The sequence below is a fragment of the Paenibacillus sp. 2TAB23 genome (assembly GCF_052115165.1).
In the GTDB taxonomy this organism is placed as follows: domain Bacteria; phylum Bacillota; class Bacilli; order Paenibacillales; family Paenibacillaceae; genus Pristimantibacillus.
On record NZ_JBFRGD010000007.1, the window covers coordinates 1 to 22,691 of the forward strand.

The window sequence follows — 22,691 nt, forward strand, 5'->3', positions numbered from 1 at the left end:
ATAGCTCAGCTGGCACCGCAATTTTAATGAGGGTCGGCTTCTTTTTATTTGTGTTTTATTGCAATTATAAGAAAGGTTAACGGCAGGCGGAGCAATTCGAATGATTCTGGAGAAGCGTCAGCGTTCGCTTTTGTGAGGGGATTCCTACCATAGCTCGTTGATTCAGAGGAATCCCCGAGCAATGGCGATCGGAAGAACATTTGAATGCGTAGCTTGCTGATTAACCTAGGGACTGTCCAAACAGTCTAACGCAGCTAGCAAAGATTTCGTTTAATAGCTGCGCTTTAGGCGGCAAAAAACGTTAACGAATGTTTAAATCACTATTCATTCCACTAGCAGCTGAGAGGTAGATGCGCGGACAACCAGCTCCGGTTCCAAGTATACCGTTTTAAGCGATTCGGGCTGATCGATTAGCTCGAGAATAGCCGTTGTGATATGTGCGGATATGGTCGCTATGGCAACGCCTACCACTGTCATCGGTACGCCGATGTCTTCCATTTGAGGAAGATTGTCATAGCTGACAACGGAAATATCCTGCGGAACGCTGAGACCATACTCCCCTATGGCACGAAGTATGCCGCGCGTCAGATCGATGCCGCCGCTGATAACGGCTGTAGGACGAGGCGATTGCTCCAGCATCGTTCGGGCGGCTAAATAACCATCGTGAAACTCCAAGCCGTTCATCTGGAGAACCGCGTCGTCTCTGTCCTGCAGGCCAAGACGGACGATTTCGTCCCGAAAGGCTTCGATCTTGACCGTCTGCAACGGATCTTGTGTCTGGGGTTCGCCGATATAAGCAATATCTTTGTGACCCAATCGAGCCAAATGACGAACGGCAAGACGAACGGCTTGGCCACGGTTCACGTCAACTGTGGAGAAAGGTGTATATCCGGCAGCGCCGTAGGTGAGAATGGGAATTTGCAGCGGGCTTATGCTGCTAAAGTTAGAAATGCTATCTCTGTCTCCAAAGACGAGTATGGCATCTACTTGGTATCGGCGGAAAATTTCAATCGCCGACTCCAAGTGGCTTATCGATAGCAAGGTGATATAACCTTTTTTCTCAAGCTGTTCATTGATCTTTGTAATGAGGGAGGAAAGAGCTGCACGTTCAATAGATGGCCAAACGACGCCAATTGCCCCGCTTTTTCTGGAGACGAGGCTTCGTGCTGCGAGGTTTGGCTGGTAGCCCATTTCGTTTGCGATCGAAAGGATATGCTGTTTTGTTTTGTTCTGCACGAGCGGGCTGTCTCTGAGCGCTTTGGAGACGGTGGAGAAGCTGACGCCTGCTCGGTCTGCGATGTCTTTAATCGTTACCATGAATTCCCTCCGGAAGGAACTAGTCCGAGTTCTTATTGATGTCGTTCACTTTATCATAGAATCCTTTTTTTGCAAATGAAAGCGGCATATTTATCGTATAGACAGCAATGGATTATTCGGATATCATAAAATAACAACGTTGTTAATTTGATTTTAAAGGTGGCCAATTCATGTTTGAATTACACAATACCGTATCGGTTGTTATCGGAGGAAACGGTGTATTAGGTAGTGCCATGTCTGCTGCGCTTGCAGAAGCAGGCTCAAAAGTGGCGATCGTCGGCAGAGACATGGAAAAAGCCCGGTTCGTTTGCGAGCAGATTGAAGGCAATGGCGGCACAGCAATTGCTTTGAAGGCGGATGCAACCCAAAAAGCGGAGCTGCAGTCGGTTTTGAATGAAGTGCTTCAATGGGGCGGTCGTGTCGATACGCTTGTGAATGCCTCCGGGACGAATAGCGCGACACCGTTTTTCGATCTCGAAATGGATGAATGGGATCGCATTATGGACGTTAATTTGAAAAGCGTCGTACTTGCCAGCCAAGTTTTCGGCAAACAAATGATCGAGCAAGGGGATGGCGGCTCGATTATCAATATTTCTTCCGTGTCCTCTGCACCACCGCTCTCCCGGGTGTTTACTTACTCGGTATCGAAAGCAGGGGTAAATAGCGTGACCCAATATTTGGCCAGAGAGTTCGCTCCAAGCAAGGTAAGAGTGAACGCTATCATTCCCGGCTTTTTCCCAGCAGAACAGAACAAAAAAATCTTATCGCCTGATCGAGTGGAATCGATTATGAAGCATACACCAATGAACCGCTTCGGAGATCCGGAGGAGCTTAAGGGCACGACCGTTTATTTGGCTTCAGCCAAAGCATCATCATTTGTCACTGGAGCGATGATCCGGGTTGACGGTGGATTTGGAGCGATGACGATATGAGTGATTTACTTCGAAGATTAGTCGAGCATACGCCGATTCCGAAGCTGGTGAAAATTCGCCAGTCGTTCGATGACACGATCCTGGCGGATCCCATCGGTGAGTTGACCGTGCGGCTGCGTACCGCAGATTCTATGAATGGGATCGCTGCGGGGCAGAAGGTTGCAGTGGCCGTTGGAAGCCGGGGGATATCTCGAATCGATGAGCTGACAAAGACCGTTATTGACGAGTTGAAAAGAATCGGGGCGGAGCCTTTCATTGTGCCATGCATGGGAAGCCATGGGGGAGCGACAGCAGAAGGGCAAACGGAGGTGCTTGCCCATCTCGGCATAGACGAGGAGCGAATGGGCTGCCCGGTTCGTTCGTCAATGGAGGTCGTAGAGCTTGATCGACTGCCGAATGGCTTGCCGATTTATTGTGATAGAATCGCCGCTACGGAGTCGGATGCGATCATTGTCATCAATCGAATTAAACCGCATACGGCTTTTCGCGGGACGGTTGAAAGCGGCATGTTGAAAATGATCTCGATCGGGCTAGGGAAGCAAAAAGGAGCAGAAGCCTGCCATCAGCTGGGCTTCAAGTATATGGCTGAGAATGTGCCGGCAATGGCTCGGGTTATGATTGAGAAGCTGCCCATCCGGTTCGGGGTCGCTATCGTAGAGAACGCGTATGACCAAATCTGCCGGATTGAAGTACTCGGAACGGACACGATGGAGGAAAGGGAGAAGGAGCTGTTAGTAGAAGCGAAGAGCCGGCTTCCGCAAATCTTTTTCACCGATCTCGACGTTCTCGTCATTGATTACATTGGTAAAAACATCAGTGGTGACGGAGCGGATCCAAATATTACGGGCCGGTATCCGACGCCTTACGCACACGGTGGCCCTGAGGTGAACAAAATGGTTGTTCTCGATCTAACGCCAGAGTCCCAAGGCAATGCAAATGGAGTTGGAACAGCCGATTTCACGACTAGCAGATTAGTAAGCAAGACAGATTGGCCTGCTACCTATGCGAATGGTTTAACCTCGACGGTCTGTGCGCCGACGAAACAAGCGACAACGCTCGAGAATGATCGTGATGCCATTAAAGCTGCGATCAAAACCTGTAACATTCTAGATTATTCAACATGCAAGCTGGTTCGCATTCGGGATACGCTGCATCTGGGAACGATTGAGATTTCCGAATCGCTGCTTGAAGAGGCAAGAAGCAATCCGCGTATCGAGATTTTGGAAGGGCCCTATGAGTGGAAGTTCGACGAGGAAGGATATTTGCCCAAATGAATACGGATGTCCAAATCGTCATCGCCATAGATATCGGAACGACTAGCACAAAGACGTTGGCAGTCGACCTGAACGGACGGATACTTGCCAGCCACTCCATCGAATATCCCCTTCACACGCCAGTTCAAGGCTATGCCGAGCAGGATCCCGATGTCATCTGCGAGGCTGTCATTGATTCTGTTGGCCATGTTACAAAAAAAGTGGCTGGTCTAATAAAGTGTGTTTCTTTCAGCTCAGCCAATCACAGCCTGATCCTGCTGGATGCGGACGGAGTGCCGCTCACGCCGAGCATCACCTGGGCGGATCTGCGCAGTGCTGCCCAGGCAGAGCGGCTGATAGCGGATGGATCAGGCTTATCGATTTATTCGCGAACAGGCACGCCGATCCATCCAATGTCGCCGCTCGTCAAGCTGGTATGGATGAGGGAGGAGCGGCCGGATTTGTTCGAGTCCGCGCGTTATTTTGCAGGGATAAAGGAATATGTATTGAATAAGCTATTCGGCATTTTGCTGATGGATCATTCGATCGCAAGCGCTACCGGATTATTTAATCTCCGAACGTTGACATGGGATGAGGAAGCCTTAATGGTGGCAGGTATTCGTGAGGATCAACTGCCGCGGCTAGTACCATCTACCGAGCGATTTGTAGGGCTCAAAAAGCAAGCGGCTGACCGAATGGGACTTGCTGCGGATACACCATTCATTGTTGGCGCACAGGACGGAGTATTAGCCAATCTGGGAATAGGCGCTGTTGAGGAAGGCGTTTTTGCCGTTACGATCGGCACGAGCGGAGCTGTTCGGACTACCGTGAAACAGCCTGCCTTCGATGCGGAAGGAAAGCTGTTCTGCTACGCGTTGACGAATGACCATTGGATCGTAGGCGGACCTTCCAACAATGGAGCTATCGTAGCGAAGTGGATTTCGGATCGTCTCTACCCGGGGAAATCAATAGACGAGGTGCTGCCATTAGCTGCTGCTGTTCCTCCGGGATCAAACGGCCTGCTTTTTCTGCCTCTCTTATCGGGAGAGCGTGCCCCTTTCTGGGATGCCGAGGCCAAAGGTGTCATGTTCGGGTTGACGCTCGCACATAAGGAAACGGATATGCTTCGCGCGGCATTGGAGGGCGTACTGTATCAGATTACGGCAATCGTATATTTAATGAAGCAAGCAGGTCAACAACCAAGAGAGGTAAGAGCTTCCGGAGGTTTTGCGCGTTCTGTCTTATGGTGCCAAATGTTGGCAGACATGCTTGGCGTCCCTGTAAGGGTGCCCGAATCCGTAGAAAGCTCAGGGCTTGGGGCCGCTCAGCTTGGGTTATACGCTATGGATGGCTGCACGGGTCCGCTGCTAAGGTGGAAGGAGCAGGAGGGCAGTCTTTATGAGCCTGATCTGACGAATCATATGCTTTATCAAAAAATATTGCCTTTATATTTAAGCCTATACGAACGATTGAAAGAGCCCATGAGGGAAATATCGAAGCTGCAGCATACGTCGGTTGGATGAATTTAACTGGAGGCGGTGTCATTACTATGCATGATAAATACAGCAGGCTGCAAACTATTTTGACGGAAATGGAATCGGTTGTGGTCGCGTTCTCCGGCGGCGTTGACAGTACTTTTCTTCTGGATGCCGCAATAAAAACGCTGGGAAGCGAGCGGGTCTTGGCGGTTACGGCCGACTCGGAAACCTACCCGACGGAAGAGCTTGAAGCGGCGATTCAACTGGCGAAGAGCATCGGGGCGACACATCAGGTAATCGAAACGTCCGAATTAAGCATCCCTGGCTACAAAGAGAATAATGCAAACCGTTGCTATTTCTGTAAAAAGAGTCTATTCGAGCATATTGAGCCATTCGTTCGCGATGGAGCTTATCGTCAGATCGTCTACGGGCTCATCGCTGATGACATGAACGAGCATCGGCCTGGCGTTCAGGCGGCGAAGGAACGCGGCGTACGGGGGCCTTTGCAGGAAGCGGGGCTTTATAAGGACGAAATTCGTGATTTGTCTCGTGAGCACGGTTTGCCCACTTGGGATAAGCCTTCTTTTGCATGTCTTTCTTCACGAATTGCATACGGTGAGACGATTACAATCGAGAAGCTTGGACGTGTCGGAGAAGCCGAACGCTATATTCGCTCATTAGGGTTTGGGCAAATCAGGGTCAGAAGCCATGGCGATATCGCGCGGATCGAAGTGGAACCGCGCGCAATGGAGCCGCTCATTAGCCACGCAGCTATTATTTCAGATCGGTTGAAGGAGCTGGGTTTCATCTATGTTGCTATGGATCTAACCGGTTACCGCAGCGGCAGTATGAATAAAGTGCTTGAGCTTGGAGGCACCGCGATATGAACGAATTTGAGGATCTTGGATTTTGCAAGCTGGATGTGGGGCGATATGAGCGGACAGGACATCCGGAAGTCGTGTTTGGCCAAGGGAAAACCGTGGATCAGGTTGAGACGATCTTTACTCGCCTCGTAGAGATTCATGGCCGAGCACTTATCACGCGGGCAACAGCCGAGATGGCGGAGCGGGTAACTGCAAAGTATCCAGAGGCGCGATATGATAGTGAATCTCGTCTTATTTCGCTGGGCCGATCCGCGAGCAAGCTTCCGGGAAAAGTAGCGGTGGTGACCGGGGGAACCTCGGATATACCGGTAGCAGAGGAAGCGGCAGGGACGGCAGAATGGATGGGCTGCGAGGTTGATCGCATTTATGATGTCGGCGTTGCGGGAATTGATCGGCTGCTAAGCCACAAAGAACGGATACGGGAAGCATCCGTTGTCATTGGGGTAGCTGGAATGGAAGGTGCATTAGTCAGCGTTGTCGGAGGACTTGTGCGCAGACCGGTAATTGCGGTACCGACCTCTGTTGGTTACGGTGCTAATCTTCAAGGGATTACAACGCTGTTAGCGATGATGACTTCGTGTGCAGCAGGCGTGACGGTAGTCAATATCGATAACGGATTCGGAGCAGGCTTTCAAGCAGCAATGATTTTACAACTGGTTGCGGAGGGAACATAACATGAGAACGGTCTATTTGGATTGTATTTCAGGCATCGCAGGTGATATGGCACTAGCCGCACTCGTTGACTTAGGCGCGGACGAGGATTATATCGTCAGCCATTTGTCGAAGCTGCCGATTGATCCTTTTACGATGGCGTTCGTAAAAGTAGACCGACGAGGCATAACCGCGAAATGGCTGAATCTCAGCTTCGATAATAGTGAGCATGGCGAGGAACATGATCACGTCGTTGCGCACAAGCATGGTCACCAACATGACCACCACTGTATGCAAGAACATACTCATGACCATATACAAGTAGATGCTCACGATCATGACCACACTCACGACCATAAACACGACCATAACCATGGACATGATCACGAAGCTGATCGCCATCATATACAGGTTCATACTCATGATCATGACCACACTCACGACCATAAACATGGTCATAGCCAAGGACATAATCACGATGGCGTTCACCATCATATACAGGTTCATACTCATGATCATGACCACACTCACGACCATAAACATGATCACACTCACGACCATAAACATGATCATGACCACACTCACGACCATAAACATGATCATGACCACACTCACGACCATAAACATGGTCATAGTCATGCGCATGACCACCAACATGTGCACTCGCATGAACATCGAAAGGCATCGGACATTTTGAAAATGATCCAGGCCTCAGATTTGCCTGATCGCGTGAAAGAGAGAAGTTTGTCCATCTTTCAGTTAATTGCTGAAGCGGAAGGAAAGATTCATGGCATGGACCCAGCCGATGTCCATTTCCACGAAGTAGGGGCGATGGATTCCATTCTAGATGTCATTGGCGTTTGCCTTGCACTGGAGAGCCTTGATGCCTCCACTATTATCGTTTCTCCTGTGCCAACAGGAACGGGCAAGCTGCGTATGGCTCACGGCTTATATCCGATTCCTGCGCCTGCTACGGCAGAGCTGCTGCGCGGCGTTCCATTAGCTGAGTTCACGGCTAGAGGGGAATTGACTACGCCGACTGGTGCAGGGATCGTCAAAGCGCTTGCCTCAGCCTTTGGTCCATTGCCCGCGGGAACGATTGATCGAATCGGATACGGTGCAGGAACAAAAAACTTCGAGCATCCTAACGTTGTCCGAGCGGTGTTATACGAGCAGGAACAAGAGAAAACGTGCTATGAGACGATAGTCGTACTTGAAGCGCAGGTAGATGATTCAACCGGTGAGACGCTTGGTTTTGCAATGGAGAGGCTGTTCGAAGCCGGTGCTCTGGATGTGTACCATACGCCGGTCTATATGAAGAAGAACCGACCAGGCGTCCTTATCACCGTACTATGCCATCCGGCAAGCAGCGCGCGTTGCGAGGAGACGATGCTTGCAGAAACATCGACGTTCGGCGTACGCAGGAGCGAATGGAAGCGCAGGGCGCTTGCGCGTCAGTGGGTTCAGGTGGAAACACCTTTCGGACCGGTGAGAGTGAAGCAGGCTCTCGAGGGAGAAAAAATAATTCGTCAATCGCCGGAATATGAGGATGCCGCCCAAGCCGCAAGATCATTCGGCGTTCCTCTGGAAACGGTATACCGCGAAGTTTATAAACAGCTCAGCGAATAAAAATAGCAAACTAGCATTGCAAGTGTCATGAAGCCTTAAATAAAGAATCATTGCAGTCTAACTTACCAACGTTGATTAATTAAATGACCAACAACATTCTTTATATTCGTATGAACTGAATAGCTAAGAAAAGGGGAATTAATCATGAGTACAAAGCTGGATTTAAGTTTGGTTGATCTCAGGCAGACGGTTGAGCGCTTGGCTCTCAACACGCCTGTTACCGACATGCATACGCATTTATATGCGCCTGAATTCGGGGATTTGCTATTATGGGGCATTGATGATTTATTGACTTACCATTATTTGATTTCAGAATCGTTCCGGTGGTCGGAGGAAGAGTACAGCCACTTCTGGTCGATGTCCAAAAGGGAGCAAGCGGACTGGATCTGGAAGCTTCTTTTCCTGGATCATTCACCGGTAAGCGAAGCGGCATCCGGCTTCATTACGATTCTCAAGCGGCTGGGACTTGACGTATCCTCTCGGAATTTGGATGATTATCGTCAGGCACTTGAGAAGCGCACGGTGCACGAACAAGTAGATACGGTCATGCAGATCGCGGGAATTGAGAAAATCGTCATGACAAACGACCCGTTTGACGCTGCTGAACGTCCTGTCTGGCAATCTGGCAAAGGCAAAACGGACCCCCGTTTTTACGCTGCGCTTCGGGTGGATACGTTGCTAAATGACTGGCGCCATGCCGTAAACGAGCTTCAAGGTTTAGGTTATGACGTACAGGCAGAGTGGACAGAGCGAACAAAAGAGGAAACACGCCGGTTTCTATCGGAATGGATCATTCGCATGGACGCGCTTTACCTTGCTGTTTCCATGCCAGGCGACTTCAAATATCCAGCGGATGACCATCGAAACAAAATGATAGATCAGGTCATGATTCCGGTATGCCAAGAGCAAAACATACCGTTCGCGCTCATGATCGGCGTTCGAAGAAAAGTGAACCCCTCACTTGGATTGGCTGGGGATATGAGCATGCAGGCCGACGTTTCGTCAGTGGAAGCGTTATGCCGCCAATATCCCGATCAGAAGTTTCTCATCACGATGCTGGCAAGAGAAAACCAGCATGAACTCACGGTGCTTGCCCGGAAATTCCGTAATTTGATGATTTTCGGCTGCTGGTGGTTTCTCCACATCGAGTCAATGGTCGAAGAAATGACGCGTTTCCGTTTAGAACTTCTGGGCACCTCGATGATTCCGCAGCACTCTGATTGCCGCGTCTTCGAGCAGTTAATCTATAAATGGGAACATTCCCGAAGAATCATTGGGCATGTACTGACGGATAAATACGAGAAGCTGCATCACAGCGGGTGGATCGTGACAGAAGAAGAAATTCAAAGAGATCTGGACGATATGCTGAACCGGAATTTCTGGCGCTTTCTTGGCAAAGCGTAATCATAGGCGAGCGTAGAAGCATGGGCTGCAGCTCCATGAGGTAGCCTATAAGCATCAGCCGTACGCAGGGGCAGAGGTGAGGGGATTTCCCCTTCTCTGCCCTTTACTGTGGGAAAGAAGGATATGAACTTATAAGTAGAACTAACCCCGCCAATGAAAGTATAATGGATTCATCTAACAAATGAGATGATAGAGGAGGGGAAATTATTGAATGATACAAAACTAAAAGTATATTCATTATCGGAAATCGATCATGTAAAGATTCATGGCCGAACGACGGGGAATCTTTCTCCCTTAACGTTGTTTTGGACTGGGAGTGCAATGGAATGCGTTGTAAAAGGTTCAGAGCTATGGATGGAAGTTGAGGTTGATTATGATCATTACGAGCCTTGGGTGAGCATTATGATTAATGAGGTTCCCGTTAGCAGACAAATGTTAATAGCCGGAAGGTACTGGGTGTGCTTATTTAGAGGGATGAATGAAAGCGTTTCAAAAAATGTGCGTATTTTAAAAGACTTGCAGGCGATGAACGCAGATCCGGGCTGCTCGCTTCAAATCCATGCGGTGAAGAGCGACGGCGAATTTTTGCCCATAAAGGACAAGCCCTATAAGCTTGAGTTCATCGGAGACAGCATTACCTCTGGTGAAGGTGCCATAGGGGCAAAAGCCGAAGAGGATTGGATTCCGATGTGGTTCAGCGCCATTCATAATTACAGCACGATAACAGCAGCGGCGTTGAATGCGGAATATCGAATTATTTCCCAAAGCGGATGGGGTGTACTAACAAGCTGGGATAACAATCCGCGTACGAATATTCCTGATTATTATGAACAGGTTTGCGGTGTTCTTACCGGAGATAAAAATAAAGCGCTTGGAGCGTTTGAAAAAAACAACTTTGCTGCTTGGCAGCCGGATGTTGTGGTCATTAATCTGGGAACCAATGATGGCGGAGCATTTCGATCGCCGGAATGGCGTGATGAGACCACTGGAGAAACCCATAAACAGCGGCTGAATGAAGATGGCAGCTACAATGACTTGGATCTTCAAGCTTTTGAAAGGGCAGCCGAGAATTTCCTCGTTAAAATTAGAAAAAATAATAAGGATGCGCATATCGTATGGGCATACGGCATGCTTGGTATCCCGATGATGCCCGCCATCAGTCGCGCCGTGGATGCATTTGTGAAAGAAACGGGAGATCGAAAGGTGACCGTATTCCAGCTTCCGATTACCACGGACGAAACCGTAGGCGCGAGAAACCATCCAGGAATCTTAGCTCACCAACAAGCGGCCAAAGCATTATCGGGGTATGTGAAGGAGATTTTGAAGGAAAAGCAGTAGACATCATACAGGTAGTTTCATCCGTAATACGTATCATATGCCATGCTGGCAGGAACAAATAGAAGCGAGCCAATCCTCGAGATTGGCTCGCTTCTTGCTAATCTATTGGAATCGGGTTCCATAATTGTGATTATGGTATAGGTTTAACGAAAGGAATCCATCTCATGCTGTCGAAATAAGGATAAGTCTAATCCGAAACGAAGATCAACGAAGATCAACGAGAATCAAACGAGGGTCAGACGAAGCCTTCGACATCCGGCTAATCGTTTTACTTATGGGAGGTGGTCATATTGTATCGAAAGCTGCGGCAATCACTGCAATGGAAGCTGGTATTGATGATTACTGCCATTATCACACTTGTAATTACAGTGATTGGAACCGTGAATTATAGCAAAAGCATAGACGCGATTGATTCGGACGTGACTAGGTTCAGCAATCAAATCTTGACGCAAGCAAACTTCAACTTAAGCCGATACGTCGAGGATAACGAGCATTTCTTTCAGACACTGGGAACGAGCGGTGAATTTCGCAATTGGTCGACGGCGCTAAATGCAAACGCTTACCACATTTATAGGAATTATAAGAATATGGAAAGCAAATATATTGAGCCCTTTATCGCCTACCATCCTGAGCTGTTGGCTATTGTATTCTACAGCAACAATGGCTATCAGAGTGTATACCGAAATCCGGACAATTCCAAATACATGTTGACCACCGGCTATGCCATGGAGAAGGAGCCGTGGTTCGGGCACCTTCCCTTTGAGGGAGAAGCAACGAGATCGGTTAAGGTCAATACCTCCTATGTGAACTCTTCCGGTGCTTCAGTGAAGCTTCCTGTCTTAACCTATTTGCAGCAATTCAACTATGGAAGCGATTCCTCCTATTTGCAGCTGGATATTTCGCTAAATTCCACTCAGGCTATACTGGATGCCGTTAAGCTGGGTGATACGGGAAGCACGTTTATCGTGGACGAGAATGGATCGGTCATCACGGCTCATGAGCAGGATCAAGTGGGAAACAGCATAGACGACATGCTGCAAAGCGTACTGAGCCAAAATGATTCCGGCTCCTATTACATGAAGTCAACGAAGCAGATGATTGTCTACCAAATCATTCCCCAGACCGGCTGGAAGATCGTTTCCCTGATTCCATACCGAGAGCTAGCTAAAAGCGTATTCAGTATACGTATCTGGACTACTATCATGACGATTATAGGCATTGTCATCGCAAGCTTGTTGGTTTACCTGGTTGCCACCTCAATTACGAGACGGATGAAGGAACTGCGGAAAACCATTGGCATGACCAGGCTCGGCAGATTGGATGTCCGCGTGAACATGAAAGGAAGCGACGAAGTGGCTGAGCTTGGCGCGGCTTATAATCACCTGCTCGACCGGATTGAAGAATCCATCCAGCAGTTGGCGGAATCTCGAATCGTGCAGCAACATGCCATTTTGTCGGCTTTGCAGTCGCAGATTAATTCCCACTTTTTGTTTAATGCCATGGAATCGATTAACTCTATGGCTAATCTCGCCCGCCACAAAGGGATCATGGATACAACGGTTGCATTGTCCAATATGCTGCGGTATACCTCCAATTACCAACAGACGCTGGTCACGCTGGAAGAAGAGCTTGATCACGTATCCGATTATTTGCATATTATCCGAATCCTTTACAGAGACGACGTACAGTTCCGCATGGAGACGGAAGAAGAGGTGAAAGGAGCGCGGTCCCTTAAGGCCATCATCCAGCCCTTCGTGGAAAACAGCATTAAGCATGGTTTCGAAACGACGGCGGAGCCGATGATGATCCGTATATCGGCCAGGCGCGAAGGCGAAGCCTACGTTTGTATCGAAATCGAGGACAATGGCAGTGGCATCACGGAGGAGAAGCTTCGGGAGCTGCAGGGCGCTCTTGCGCTAGAACGCGAGGCTCAGGAATTTATGCAGCTGTCTCGAATCGGAGTATTGAATGTTCATTACCGGCTCCGGGCGTTTTATAAGGATAGCCGGTCCGGCGTCTCCTTATCGGTAACAGATGAGGGGAAAACGCGTATCACCCTTATGTTCCCCTACTTCACAAAGGATGTGTATCCCCTATGATTCGTGTACTGCTGGTAGATGATTCGCCGCTAATTCGGGAAAGCCTGTCCCAATCCGTTGAGGAGGCTGGCAATATGACGGTTGTATCTGGGACGGCAGCCAACGGAGAGAAAGCACTAGCTTGGCTGGATAGCCATTATGCCGATCTGTGCATGACCGACATCCGGATGCCGATTATGGATGGATTAACGCTAATCGAGCGGATTAACGAACGATATCCATGGATGATGTGCTTGGTTGTGTCCAGTTATGATGACTTTGAATATGCGAAGATGAGCATTCAGCTTAAGGCGCTGGACTACATCCTGAAGCCGGTAGATAATCGCTTGCTTAGCCGTACCTTGGTAGCGGCGGTGGACCGTATCAACCAGGAACGGAGTCGGGATGCGGCGTCCATTATGCTCCGCAGATTGCCGCATCACCGCGTTTTTTTGGACCGGTGGCTGAACCAGATCCGAACCCTTCAGATAGAGACGATGCCCTTGCTTATCGTGGATACGTTGGAATTGCTGGAATCTTGGATCGGCTATAAGTATTTTCTTCTTAACGCTTTGTCCGATGCTTGGCTGCAAACGCTCATCGAGGAGCTAATGGAGGACAAGCTGCGTTTGGAGCTCGAAGAGGGGAAGGACTTATTCTTTGGCGAGAGAACGCTGCCCATGTCCGAAAATAGAAGTTACTTCCGTTTATGTGCGGTACAAAGGCTGGAGGAAGGCTCCAACAAGCTGATAGCGGCTATGCGCGGAGTCCGGGATACGCAATCGATGAGAAAAGTTGAATTGGTAAAGCAATATATTCGGGAGCAGTTCACCAAAGACATTAATTTGCAAGAACTGGCGGAGCAGGTGGAGATGAACAAAACATATATGTGTACGTTATTTAAGCAAGAGACAGGGATTACGGTCTGGAATTATATCGTTGCGGAACGGATGCAAAAAGCACGCAGCCTGCTTCTGGAAACCTCCTTCAAGGTTTACGAAATTGCCAATGAGATTGGTTACGAGGATGTTCCTTACTTCTCCCAAATCTTCAAGAAGTATTATGGCATGACCCCTCTGGATTATAAAAGAAGAATGAAATCTTAATCGAAATCCGAACATTACCCCTATAAATCGAAAGATAGACTTCTACTGATCACTCCTCTCTTTCCTTATAATTGACCATAAGAAGGAGGGAGCTGCACAATGTCAGATAGAAAAATGTCTTATATCGGTTTGCCCCGAAAAATACCGGCTAGCGGCCGTTCCGTCGGCAAAGAACGATATGCGAGAGAGCCGCTCGCCAAGTTCATCCGGAAGCATTGGCCGCTTTACGTTATGATTGTCCCCATGCTTGTCTATTTCCTGGTCTTCAAGTATATTCCCTTGCTGGGAAGCGTAATCGCATTCAAGGATTACAACATATTCGATGGATTCATCGCCAGCAAGTGGGTTGGCTTTCAATGGTTCGAGACGTTGGCGACGCAGCGGAAGTTTCTCGCTATTTTTCGCAACACAGTGATTATCTCCTTATACCAGATCGTCTTTGCTTTCCCGGCACCTATTATTCTGGCCCTTCTGATGAACGAGGTTCGCAAGACTGCATTTAAGCGAACCGTTCAAACCATCGTATACCTACCTCACTTTTTATCCTGGGCATTGGTATACGGTATGGCCTATATGATGTTCTCCACGCAGACGGGCTTAGTCACCCAACTGCTTGCCCATTTCGACATTGCCCCTATTCATTTATTGCAGACCCCTGAATATTTCCGCACGCTGGTTGTAGGAGCGGGGATGTGGAAAGAAATGGGCTGGAGCGCCATTATCTTCTTGGCAGCGCTGACCGGTATATCTCCTTCGCTGTACGAAGCGGCCCAATTGGATGGCGCGAGCCGCTGGAGGCAGTTATTGCACGTAACGTTACCGGGGCTGCTCCCCGCCATCGTTATCTTGCTGCTGCTGAAAATTGGGAACGTGCTTGATGTAGGCTTCGAGCAAATATACGTGTTCCTGAATCCCTTGACGTATTCGGTAGGCGAAGTGCTCGACACCTACTCTTTCCGCCTCGGAATCATTAATGGTGAATTTAGTATCACGACGGCAATCGGGCTGTTTAAGTCGGTTATCGGTTTTGTTCTCTTGGTGAGCGTCAACAAGTTAAGCAATAAGATTACGGGCGAGGGCTTGTACTGAGGAGGCAGTTATGCGTATTCAATCTTCCCTTGGGGGGCGCACGTTTGATGTTTTGAATTACTTGGTTTTGGGACTCATCAGCTTCGTCTCCTTGGTTCCGATCCTGCATGTCGTAGCAGGGGCATTCAGCTCCTCCCAAGCCATTATCCATAATCGCGTATTTTTATGGCCGGTAGACATGACACTGGACAATATCAAGCTGGTCGTCCAAACCTCAACCTTCTGGAAGGCAGCTTGGATGACCGTGAAGATTGTTGTCATCGCCACTACGGTGAATATGGTTCTAACCGTTTTTGGAGCGTATCCGTTATCTAAAAGCTGGCTGCGCGGACGTAAATTTTTTATGCTGTTCCTAATCTTCACGATGGTCTTCCAAGCGCCTATGATTCCTATTTATCTGGTGGTCAAATCACTAGGCCTGCTGAACTCCCTATGGGCTTTGGTCATACCTAGCGCGGTATCCGCATTTAACGTCATTCTCTGCTTGACCTTCTTCAGATCTCTTCCCGAGGAGCTGCTCGATGCAGCCAAGGTTGACGGCATGGGAGAATTCCGGATTGTTGCCAAAATCGTCGTGCCCTTATCTTTGCCGATTATCGTCACCTTGCTCTTGTTCTATGCGGTTGGCCATTGGAATTCTTATATGGGACCGCTTATGTATCTGAACGACCGTAATTTGCAAACGCTTCAACTTTATATTTATTCGCTAATTTCTCAAGGAAACAGCAATGATGTCGTCGCAGCAGCAGCAGGCGAGGCTTCGATTTCACTCGTTCCCGCCGCGATCGAGATGGCTACTATCGTTTTGGCAACGGCTCCGATTGTGCTGCTCTATCCGTTCGTGCAGAACTATTTTATTAAAGGCGCCACGCTAGGCTCTATCAAGGAATAACTGAGATACTGTTATGTGGACTTATCGTCTTCATATAAATGGACCATCCAACAAGGAGGCTAAAAGAAATGTTCAAGAAACATAAGGGGTTATTATGGGTCATCTCATTAACGATGGTTGTCGCACTATCGGCTTGTTCGTCCGGGAAAACCAACACACCGGCCACGGTCGCGCCATCAGCAGATGCGGCGGCAAGTCCAAGCAGTACCGCTGCTCTCGAGCCGGTTCCCATTCGGATCTTCACCTCCGATTTCAGCCAACCGGTTCCCGGCGGCGAAAGCATGTCCAACCCGACGCTCAAATATTTGGCAGAAAAGACGAATACCAAATTGGATATCGTCTTCCTTCCCCACACCCAAATGGATCAGCAGCTTAGCACCAAATATGCGGCGGGAGACATTCCCGATGTCGTTATGGGCTGGAACGCGAGCGGCGAGTTGTTTGCCAACAACCAACTGCTTGAGCTTAACGAGTATATCGACCAATATGGTCCTAACCTAAAAAAGGTGATCCCCAAAGCGGCATGGGACGCGGTTACGATCGACGGCAAAATACTAGGCATTCCGGAGCCCGCAGGCGGAAACGTGACGGAGAACAGTATCTTCTATGTTCGCAAGGACTGGATGGATAAGGTCGGCATCACCGAAGCTCCAAAAACGCCTGATGAATTGCTCGCCTTATTAAGGGCTTTCCGGGACCAAGATCCAAATGGAAATGGGCAGAAGGATGAAATTGCTTTCTCCTCCCGTGAAAATTTGGCTTGGGTTAACAACATTTTCGGTATGTTCGGCCAAACCCATATGACGGCCAAATACGAGAATAATGAGCTGCTGCCGGGCTTCATTACGAGCAACAACAAACAAGGTCTTGGATTTATGAGAACGATGTTTGAGGAGAAGCTGATCGACAGCGAGTTCATGACAAACAAGCGCAATGTTTGGGAGCAGAAGATTCAGCAAGGCATCGTTGGCATGTGGAACCATGATCCGTCCCTTGCGTGGGATTGGCAGGATCGCCTGAACAAATCCTTGCCGAATGAAAAACCGGATGTTGTAGCGTTCGCGACTCCTAGGGCTCCCGGAGTGACGGACGTCGGTTCCTTAAGAACCTCTACCAATAAGGTTTACCTGATCACGAAAAAGGCGAAGGATCCTGCCGCGGTCATCAAAATGTTCGATTGGCTGGCCACGCAAGAAGGCCAGGAATTCGTTAACTTCGGTATTCCGGGAGATACGTACACGAATGATGGAGGGAAAATCGTCTATGACAAGCAAAAGGATGCTGATGCCAAAACGAGCACCTGGAGATCTCTCATATTGAACATCGTCGGTTATAACGAAGAGCTTCTCAAAATTAAGCTGGATAATGAACAGGCCTTTGAAAAGCAAAAGCTGGCATACGAAGTAGCTCGTAACGAATCCATCCCGAATCTAATGGCTGGTCTTCCGGCAATTAAGACAAATCAGCCAGAGGTACCGAATTTCGGCTATAATAATCTGCCTATCTATCTAGAGGCCGCAACTCAAATTATTATGGGCGAGAAACCGCTCGACTACTTCGACGAATTCGTGACGCAATACAAAGCTCTAGGAGGCGCCGAAGCCATCAAACAAGCTTCAGATTGGTATAACTCCACACAAAAGTAAAAGAAAGGAGTGATAGGTATTCGGTGCAGGGGATTTCGAAGAAGTCCCCTGAACTTCCATTCAAAGCCTCGCTGTTGAAGACTATATCCTAATTGAAGAATGAGGTGTAATAGTGAAAAAGACGAAGCGTAAGTTAAGTATGCTGTTGGTCCTAGCCATGTTCGTTTCCTTGATAGGTTCCTTTGCTTCAACAAAAGTAAGCGCTTCCTCAGATGAGTATGACACAATACGAATCAAATGGAGAGAGAACTTAATTGGCGGCACTGGATATGACGTCAACGATCCGGTGATTGCTCGCAAATTAAGCAGCTTAAGCCAGACCAGCTGGGATACCATGAACAAGAGCACGAGCAGGACTTATCTATGGAGCGATCTATCTAGTACTACGTTATCTGGTCACGTTACAAATTCTTATCTTCGCATTAAAGATATGGCGGTTGCGTACGCTACCCAAGGCTCCACCCTATATGGCAATCAGCAGTTAAAGACGGATATTATTAACGCTTTGGATTGGATGTATGCCAACCGTTACAACGAAACAAGAGCTTATTATGATAATTGGTGGGACTGGGAGATTGGCTCCCCTCTGCAACTGAACGATACGGTAGTTTTGATGTATGATGATTTGACTCCTCAGCAGATTTTGAATTATATGAAACCGATTGATCGGTTTTCCCCTGTGCCGGAGAAGGTGAATTATAATCAATTGGTTAATACCGGAGCCAATCTGGTCTGGAAATGCAACATCATCGCCCTGCGCGGCATTATCATCAAGTCGGCCAGCAAGATCACGCTGGCAAGAGACGGTTTAAGCCCAGTATTCGATTACGTAAACGTAGGAGACGGGTTTTATGAAGATGGCTCTTTTGTCCAGCATGACGTGTTCGCCTACACCGGCGGGTACGGCGCAAGCTTGCTTCAGGAGCTGGGGAATGTCTTGTATATGCTGGTAGGCTCATCATGGGAACCTGTAGACCCGGATGCCAGCAGGATTTATCAATGGGTATATGATGCTTATGAGCCGCTTATCTATAAAGGTGCTTTTATGGATATGACAAGGGGCAGAGTTATTGTCAGAAGCTATGACCAGGATTATAATACGGGTCACAGGACGATAGCAGCTATCGTGCGTTTGGCACAGCTGGCACCTCAGGTACACGCCGAGCGCTTGAAGGCCATGGTGAAATATTGGGTGCAATCAAGTACGGAATTCGATTATTACAATGATGTCAATTTAACTTTTGCTAACTTAACTAAAGAGATTATGAACGATTCATCCATCCAACCGAGAGGCGAATTAATCAAGAGCAAGATTTATTCCGGTATGGACAGAGCTGTTCATCTTCGACCAGGCTTCGGCTTTGGCGTAAGCATGTCTTCCAAACGGATTGGTACTTATGAAGCTACGGTTGGCGAGAACATGCAAGCTTGGTATAGCGGCTCAGGCATGACTTATTTGTACAATGATGATCAACGGCAATATTATGATTTCTGGCCTACGGTGAACAAATACCGGCTTCCCGGTACGACCGTGGATACGATGCTCAGAACGGATAATGAAGGAACGGCATACCGAAGCCCCATAACCTTTGTAGGCGGTTCGGAGCTCCTTGAAGAGAACGCAACCGTGGGCATGGACTACAAGGCTTACGGAAGCTCATTAACGGCCAAGAAATCATGGTTTTTGTTCGATGACGAAGTGGTGGCTTTGGGTGCGGGCATTAGCAGCACGGACAATCGAACGATCGAAACGACGATTGAGAACCGGATGCTGAACAAGCCGTTCAACACTAATGGTATCGACACAGCTTCACCCGCTGCCCTTCCGATTGGCAGCGAACCGCTCCGTCATCGTATCTATGCGGTAACGGACAGCGCCAACGACAAGGCGCTGAGAGAAGGCTCCTTCGACAATAATTATGGCACAAGGTGGTCTGGCTTGGGGAGCGGTCAATGGCTTCAATTTGACTTGGGCAAGGTTCAGCCGATTGGTTACGTCGGCATCAGCTTTTTTGTTCAAAATACGAGAACCTCCGCTTTCGATATTCTGGTTTCGGATGACAACCAGAGCTGGAATACGGTGTACAGTGGCAATTCCAGCGTAGAAGCTAATGATTCGATCATTCAAGTTTTTGATTTCCCTGATGTGCAGGCCAGATATGTGAAGATTATCGGATATGGAAACTCGCTTAACCTCTGGAACAGTTATAATGAGGTGCAAATCTATGCTCCTTTAGCGTCTGGAAACTTGATCATTCAGCCTTCAGTCAATCCGCTAGTCTCCACAAGCGTTACGGATAATACGTATGGGTCAAGCATCACAACCGCAACCGACTCCAATATCTCTACCTTCTGGGCGGCTCAAGCGGAAGGGCAATCGTTAATCGTGGATATGGGCAAGAACGTTGAACTTGGCTATGCCGGAATTAGCTTCCCTGAAGGACAGCTTCGGGAATATAGCATTGGCATCGAGACCTCTTCGGATCAAACGGTGTGGTCATCCGTTTACGGCGGGTACAGCTCAGGGCAAACTTCGGAGATCAGAGCCTATGATTTAGTGGATACGACAGCCAGATACGTCAAATTCACGATGAACGGCGATGATTTGGGAGACCCAGGCAGGGTATCGGAAATTCAGCTGTATGCTCCCAATACGCTGGGACCCGTGCTCGATCCTCTGCATGTTACGCAAGTGACTAAAGGGGATGAGGAGCTTATCGTTGACGGCGCTGCAAAGCCGACAGGACTAGGGTGGGAGGAAGAAATGAACAATGTCTCCTACGCTTATCTGGAGGGAACTGGCGGTTATTATTTCCCTGAGCCCGTCACGATCAAAGGCCAGCGTGCGGCTTCCATAGGCAAGTATTCGCAAATCACAACGGCAGGCACGACTACGGATATCAGCAAAAATTACTTAACGCTTTGGTACGACCATGGCAAAAGCCCGGTAAACAAGGATTATTCGTACGTGATTCTGCCTAATAAGTCGGCAGCGGAGACGTCATCCTACAGCGCGAATCCCGATATTGAAATTATGGCGAATGATCGCCATATTCAAGCCGTTCGGGAGAAGACGACGAACATCGTCGGCGCTAACTTCTGGCAGCCTGGGACGGTAGATCGAATCACGGCATCGAACTCCTCCTCGATCACATTAAAGGACGAAGCGGGTGAGCTCAACATTGCCGTATCGGATCCAACGCAGCTCCAGACCAAGCTAAGTTTCGAAATCTTCAGACAGGGCTTATCCGTCTCGGAGAAAGATCCGAGCGTAACGGTACTGCAGCTAAGTCCTACGATCAAATTCGAAGTAAGTACGGATAAGCTGAACGGACATTCCCACGCCGTCCGCTTCCAGTACGATGCTAGCGTAGAGGTCCAGCTGCCAACGCCATCGCCTGTCCCTCCGGTGAATCCTCCAGCGGAGCCTGAGCCGGAAATTCTGACAACGGTAGACGTATTGGATGATTATACGCAAGTTTACGCACGCAGCTCCAATTTGGACTTTGAACGAGGAACGCCAGCCTACTTCAATCAAGATAGGTCCCGAGCCATTCGAACAACAAAAGGGACATCAGGCGAGTATCTTATCTACAAGGCTGCCGACAACAGGGAGATGACCGAATTTGACGTTACGACTTGGTTTCTCAATTCAGAAGCCAAGACAGACTTTCAAATCTTTACTTCGCCGGATGATTTGACGTATACCTTGTTTAACCCAACGAAGACGACACAGCTTCAGGGCTGGACGAGGATTAATTATAGCGGCTTAGTTCCTGCAGGCACCAAATTTTTGAAAATCGTTTTCCAGCACAAATCGGCTTATGTCTGGAATTCGCAGATCGGAGAGGTAAAGATCGTAAGCAAGCTGGCGACCTCTACGCCACCGGTAACGAGGGAGCACACGCTGGAAGATCCTTTGAACGATTTCAGCAAAGTGTTCGCCCGCAGCACCAATCTTATGTTTGAAAGCGGCTTGCCGGTCAATTTTAATCAAGATACGTCCCGCGTCATCCGGACGACGAGCAACACCAAAGGCGAATATTTAATTTATAAAGCACCTTACAGCATGGATATGACCGACTTCGACGTCACGGCCTGGTTTCTACCGGGAGAAGCGAATAAAACGGACTTTCAAATTTACACTTCACCGGACAATGGGGTGTATACGCTTTATTCACCAACCAAAACAACGGGACTCAACGGCTGGATGAAAACAAACTATAGCGGCTCATTGCCCGAGGGAACGAAGTATTTGAAAATCGTCTTCCAGCATCAATCCGCCTATACCTGGAATCCACAGATCGGTCATGTGAGGATTACAAGTAAAGTACCGAGTATTACGGTGACGGATCCGATGAATGATTACAGTCTTATGCATGATCGCAGCACGAATTTGCTATTCACTGGCTCTAATTCGGAGCATATCGGCAACGATATGTCGAGACTAGTGAGGACAACGAATACGGAAGAATACGTAGTCTATAAAGCGGAGCCCAACATGGATTTATCCCGCTTCACCGTTAAATCATGGGCTTGGTCTTATGAGGCAGTGGACGATCTCGTTTTTTACAGCTCAGAGGATAATCTGAATTTCAGCGTATTCAATCCGGCTAAAGCTACAGTGCCAGGAAGCTGGAATGAAGTGAATTACAGCGGAGATTTGCCTGCAGGTACGCAGTACTTGAAAATCGCCTTCAAGCCATCACCGACTAACGCCTGGAATCCACAGATTGGCAATTTAAGCCTAACCAGTCACATTGTATATCCATAACGATGATGAAGAGCGCTCACCGATGAGGTAGCGCTCTTTTTTGTTTTTGCAGATGGGAAATAATCAACTCTTAACATTCCAAAAAATATCAATTGTGGTGAATTTGATAGGCTGCGTGGCTAATGAAATTTCGAACAGTTCGTATCAGGAAGCTAGTATATTGCTGTCAACATTAAAAAATGAAAGTAAATGCTTTAAATCGAAGCTTTCTTTTTTTCTT

The 22,691-nt window shown here is 48.4% G+C and carries 15 protein-coding genes; 14 read left to right on the forward strand and 1 reads right to left on the reverse strand.

All coding sequences use genetic code 11. The features are described from left to right. Positions 1–324: 324 nt before the first annotated feature. On the reverse strand, positions 325–1,317 hold the full coding sequence (locus tag AB4Z29_RS12070; protein ID WP_441943307.1) for a LacI family DNA-binding transcriptional regulator: 993 nt from the start codon (positions 1,315–1,317) through the stop codon (positions 325–327). A gap of 170 nt (positions 1,318–1,487) precedes the next feature. On the opposite strand from AB4Z29_RS12070, the gene AB4Z29_RS12075 reads away from it, so the two are divergent. The 14 genes from AB4Z29_RS12075 (at position 1,488) to AB4Z29_RS12140 (ending at position 22,471) form a co-directional block, all read left to right on the forward strand. Further along, on the forward strand, positions 1,488–2,249 hold the full coding sequence (locus AB4Z29_RS12075; RefSeq protein WP_441943308.1) for an SDR family oxidoreductase: 762 nt from the start codon (positions 1,488–1,490) through the stop codon (positions 2,247–2,249). Continuing rightward, positions 2,246–3,523: a lactate racemase domain-containing protein gene (locus tag AB4Z29_RS12080; protein WP_441943309.1), complete on the forward strand. Its 1,278-nt coding sequence runs from the start codon at positions 2,246–2,248 to the stop codon at positions 3,521–3,523. Before AB4Z29_RS12075 ends, AB4Z29_RS12080 begins: the two co-directional genes overlap by 4 nt. Beyond that, a complete protein-coding gene (locus AB4Z29_RS12085) occupies positions 3,520–5,025 on the forward strand; it encodes a gluconokinase (RefSeq protein ID WP_441943310.1) in 1,506 nt (501 codons plus the stop codon). Before AB4Z29_RS12080 ends, AB4Z29_RS12085 begins: the two co-directional genes overlap by 4 nt. A 26-nt stretch (positions 5,026–5,051) precedes the next feature. Continuing rightward, positions 5,052–5,867, forward strand: coding sequence for an ATP-dependent sacrificial sulfur transferase LarE (gene larE, locus AB4Z29_RS12090; protein ID WP_441943311.1), 816 nt, complete (start codon positions 5,052–5,054; stop codon positions 5,865–5,867). Continuing rightward, positions 5,864–6,538: a nickel pincer cofactor biosynthesis protein LarB gene (gene larB, locus AB4Z29_RS12095; protein ID WP_441943312.1), complete on the forward strand. Its 675-nt coding sequence runs from the start codon at positions 5,864–5,866 to the stop codon at positions 6,536–6,538. Before larE ends, larB begins: the two co-directional genes overlap by 4 nt. Positions 6,539–6,584: 46 nt before the next feature. Beyond that, positions 6,585–8,144 (forward strand): nickel pincer cofactor biosynthesis protein LarC, encoded by a 1,560-nt coding sequence (larC, locus tag AB4Z29_RS12100; protein ID WP_441943527.1) that lies wholly within the window; start codon positions 6,585–6,587, stop codon positions 8,142–8,144. Positions 8,145–8,288: 144 nt separating this feature from the next. After that, on the forward strand, positions 8,289–9,548 hold the full coding sequence (locus AB4Z29_RS12105; RefSeq protein WP_441943313.1) for a glucuronate isomerase: 1,260 nt from the start codon (positions 8,289–8,291) through the stop codon (positions 9,546–9,548). Between the two features lie 186 nt (positions 9,549–9,734). Continuing rightward, positions 9,735–10,886 carry an SGNH/GDSL hydrolase family protein gene (locus AB4Z29_RS12110; RefSeq protein WP_441943314.1) on the forward strand — a complete coding sequence of 384 codons (1,152 nt, stop codon included), beginning with the start codon at positions 9,735–9,737 and terminating at the stop codon, positions 10,884–10,886. 290 nt (positions 10,887–11,176) lie between these two features. Next, positions 11,177–12,985, forward strand: a complete 1,809-nt coding sequence (locus tag AB4Z29_RS12115) for a cache domain-containing sensor histidine kinase (RefSeq protein ID WP_441943315.1) — start codon at positions 11,177–11,179, stop codon at positions 12,983–12,985. Continuing rightward, a complete protein-coding gene (locus tag AB4Z29_RS12120; protein WP_441943316.1) occupies positions 12,982–14,070 on the forward strand; it encodes a response regulator transcription factor in 1,089 nt (362 codons plus the stop codon). The genes AB4Z29_RS12115 and AB4Z29_RS12120 overlap by 4 nt, the downstream gene beginning before the upstream one ends. A gap of 99 nt (positions 14,071–14,169) precedes the next feature. After that, a complete protein-coding gene (locus tag AB4Z29_RS12125; RefSeq protein WP_441943317.1) occupies positions 14,170–15,159 on the forward strand; it encodes an ABC transporter permease in 990 nt (329 codons plus the stop codon). Between the two features lie 10 nt (positions 15,160–15,169). Then, positions 15,170–16,051: a carbohydrate ABC transporter permease gene (locus AB4Z29_RS12130; protein ID WP_441943318.1), complete on the forward strand. Its 882-nt coding sequence runs from the start codon at positions 15,170–15,172 to the stop codon at positions 16,049–16,051. A 68-nt stretch (positions 16,052–16,119) separates the two neighbouring features. Next, complete coding sequence (locus AB4Z29_RS12135; RefSeq protein WP_441943319.1) at positions 16,120–17,697, forward strand: extracellular solute-binding protein; 1,578 nt, start codon at positions 16,120–16,122, stop codon at positions 17,695–17,697. A gap of 112 nt (positions 17,698–17,809) precedes the next feature. Then, on the forward strand, positions 17,810–22,471 hold the full coding sequence (locus AB4Z29_RS12140) for a polysaccharide lyase family 8 super-sandwich domain-containing protein (protein ID WP_441943320.1): 4,662 nt from the start codon (positions 17,810–17,812) through the stop codon (positions 22,469–22,471). Positions 22,472–22,691: the final 220 nt, after the last annotated feature.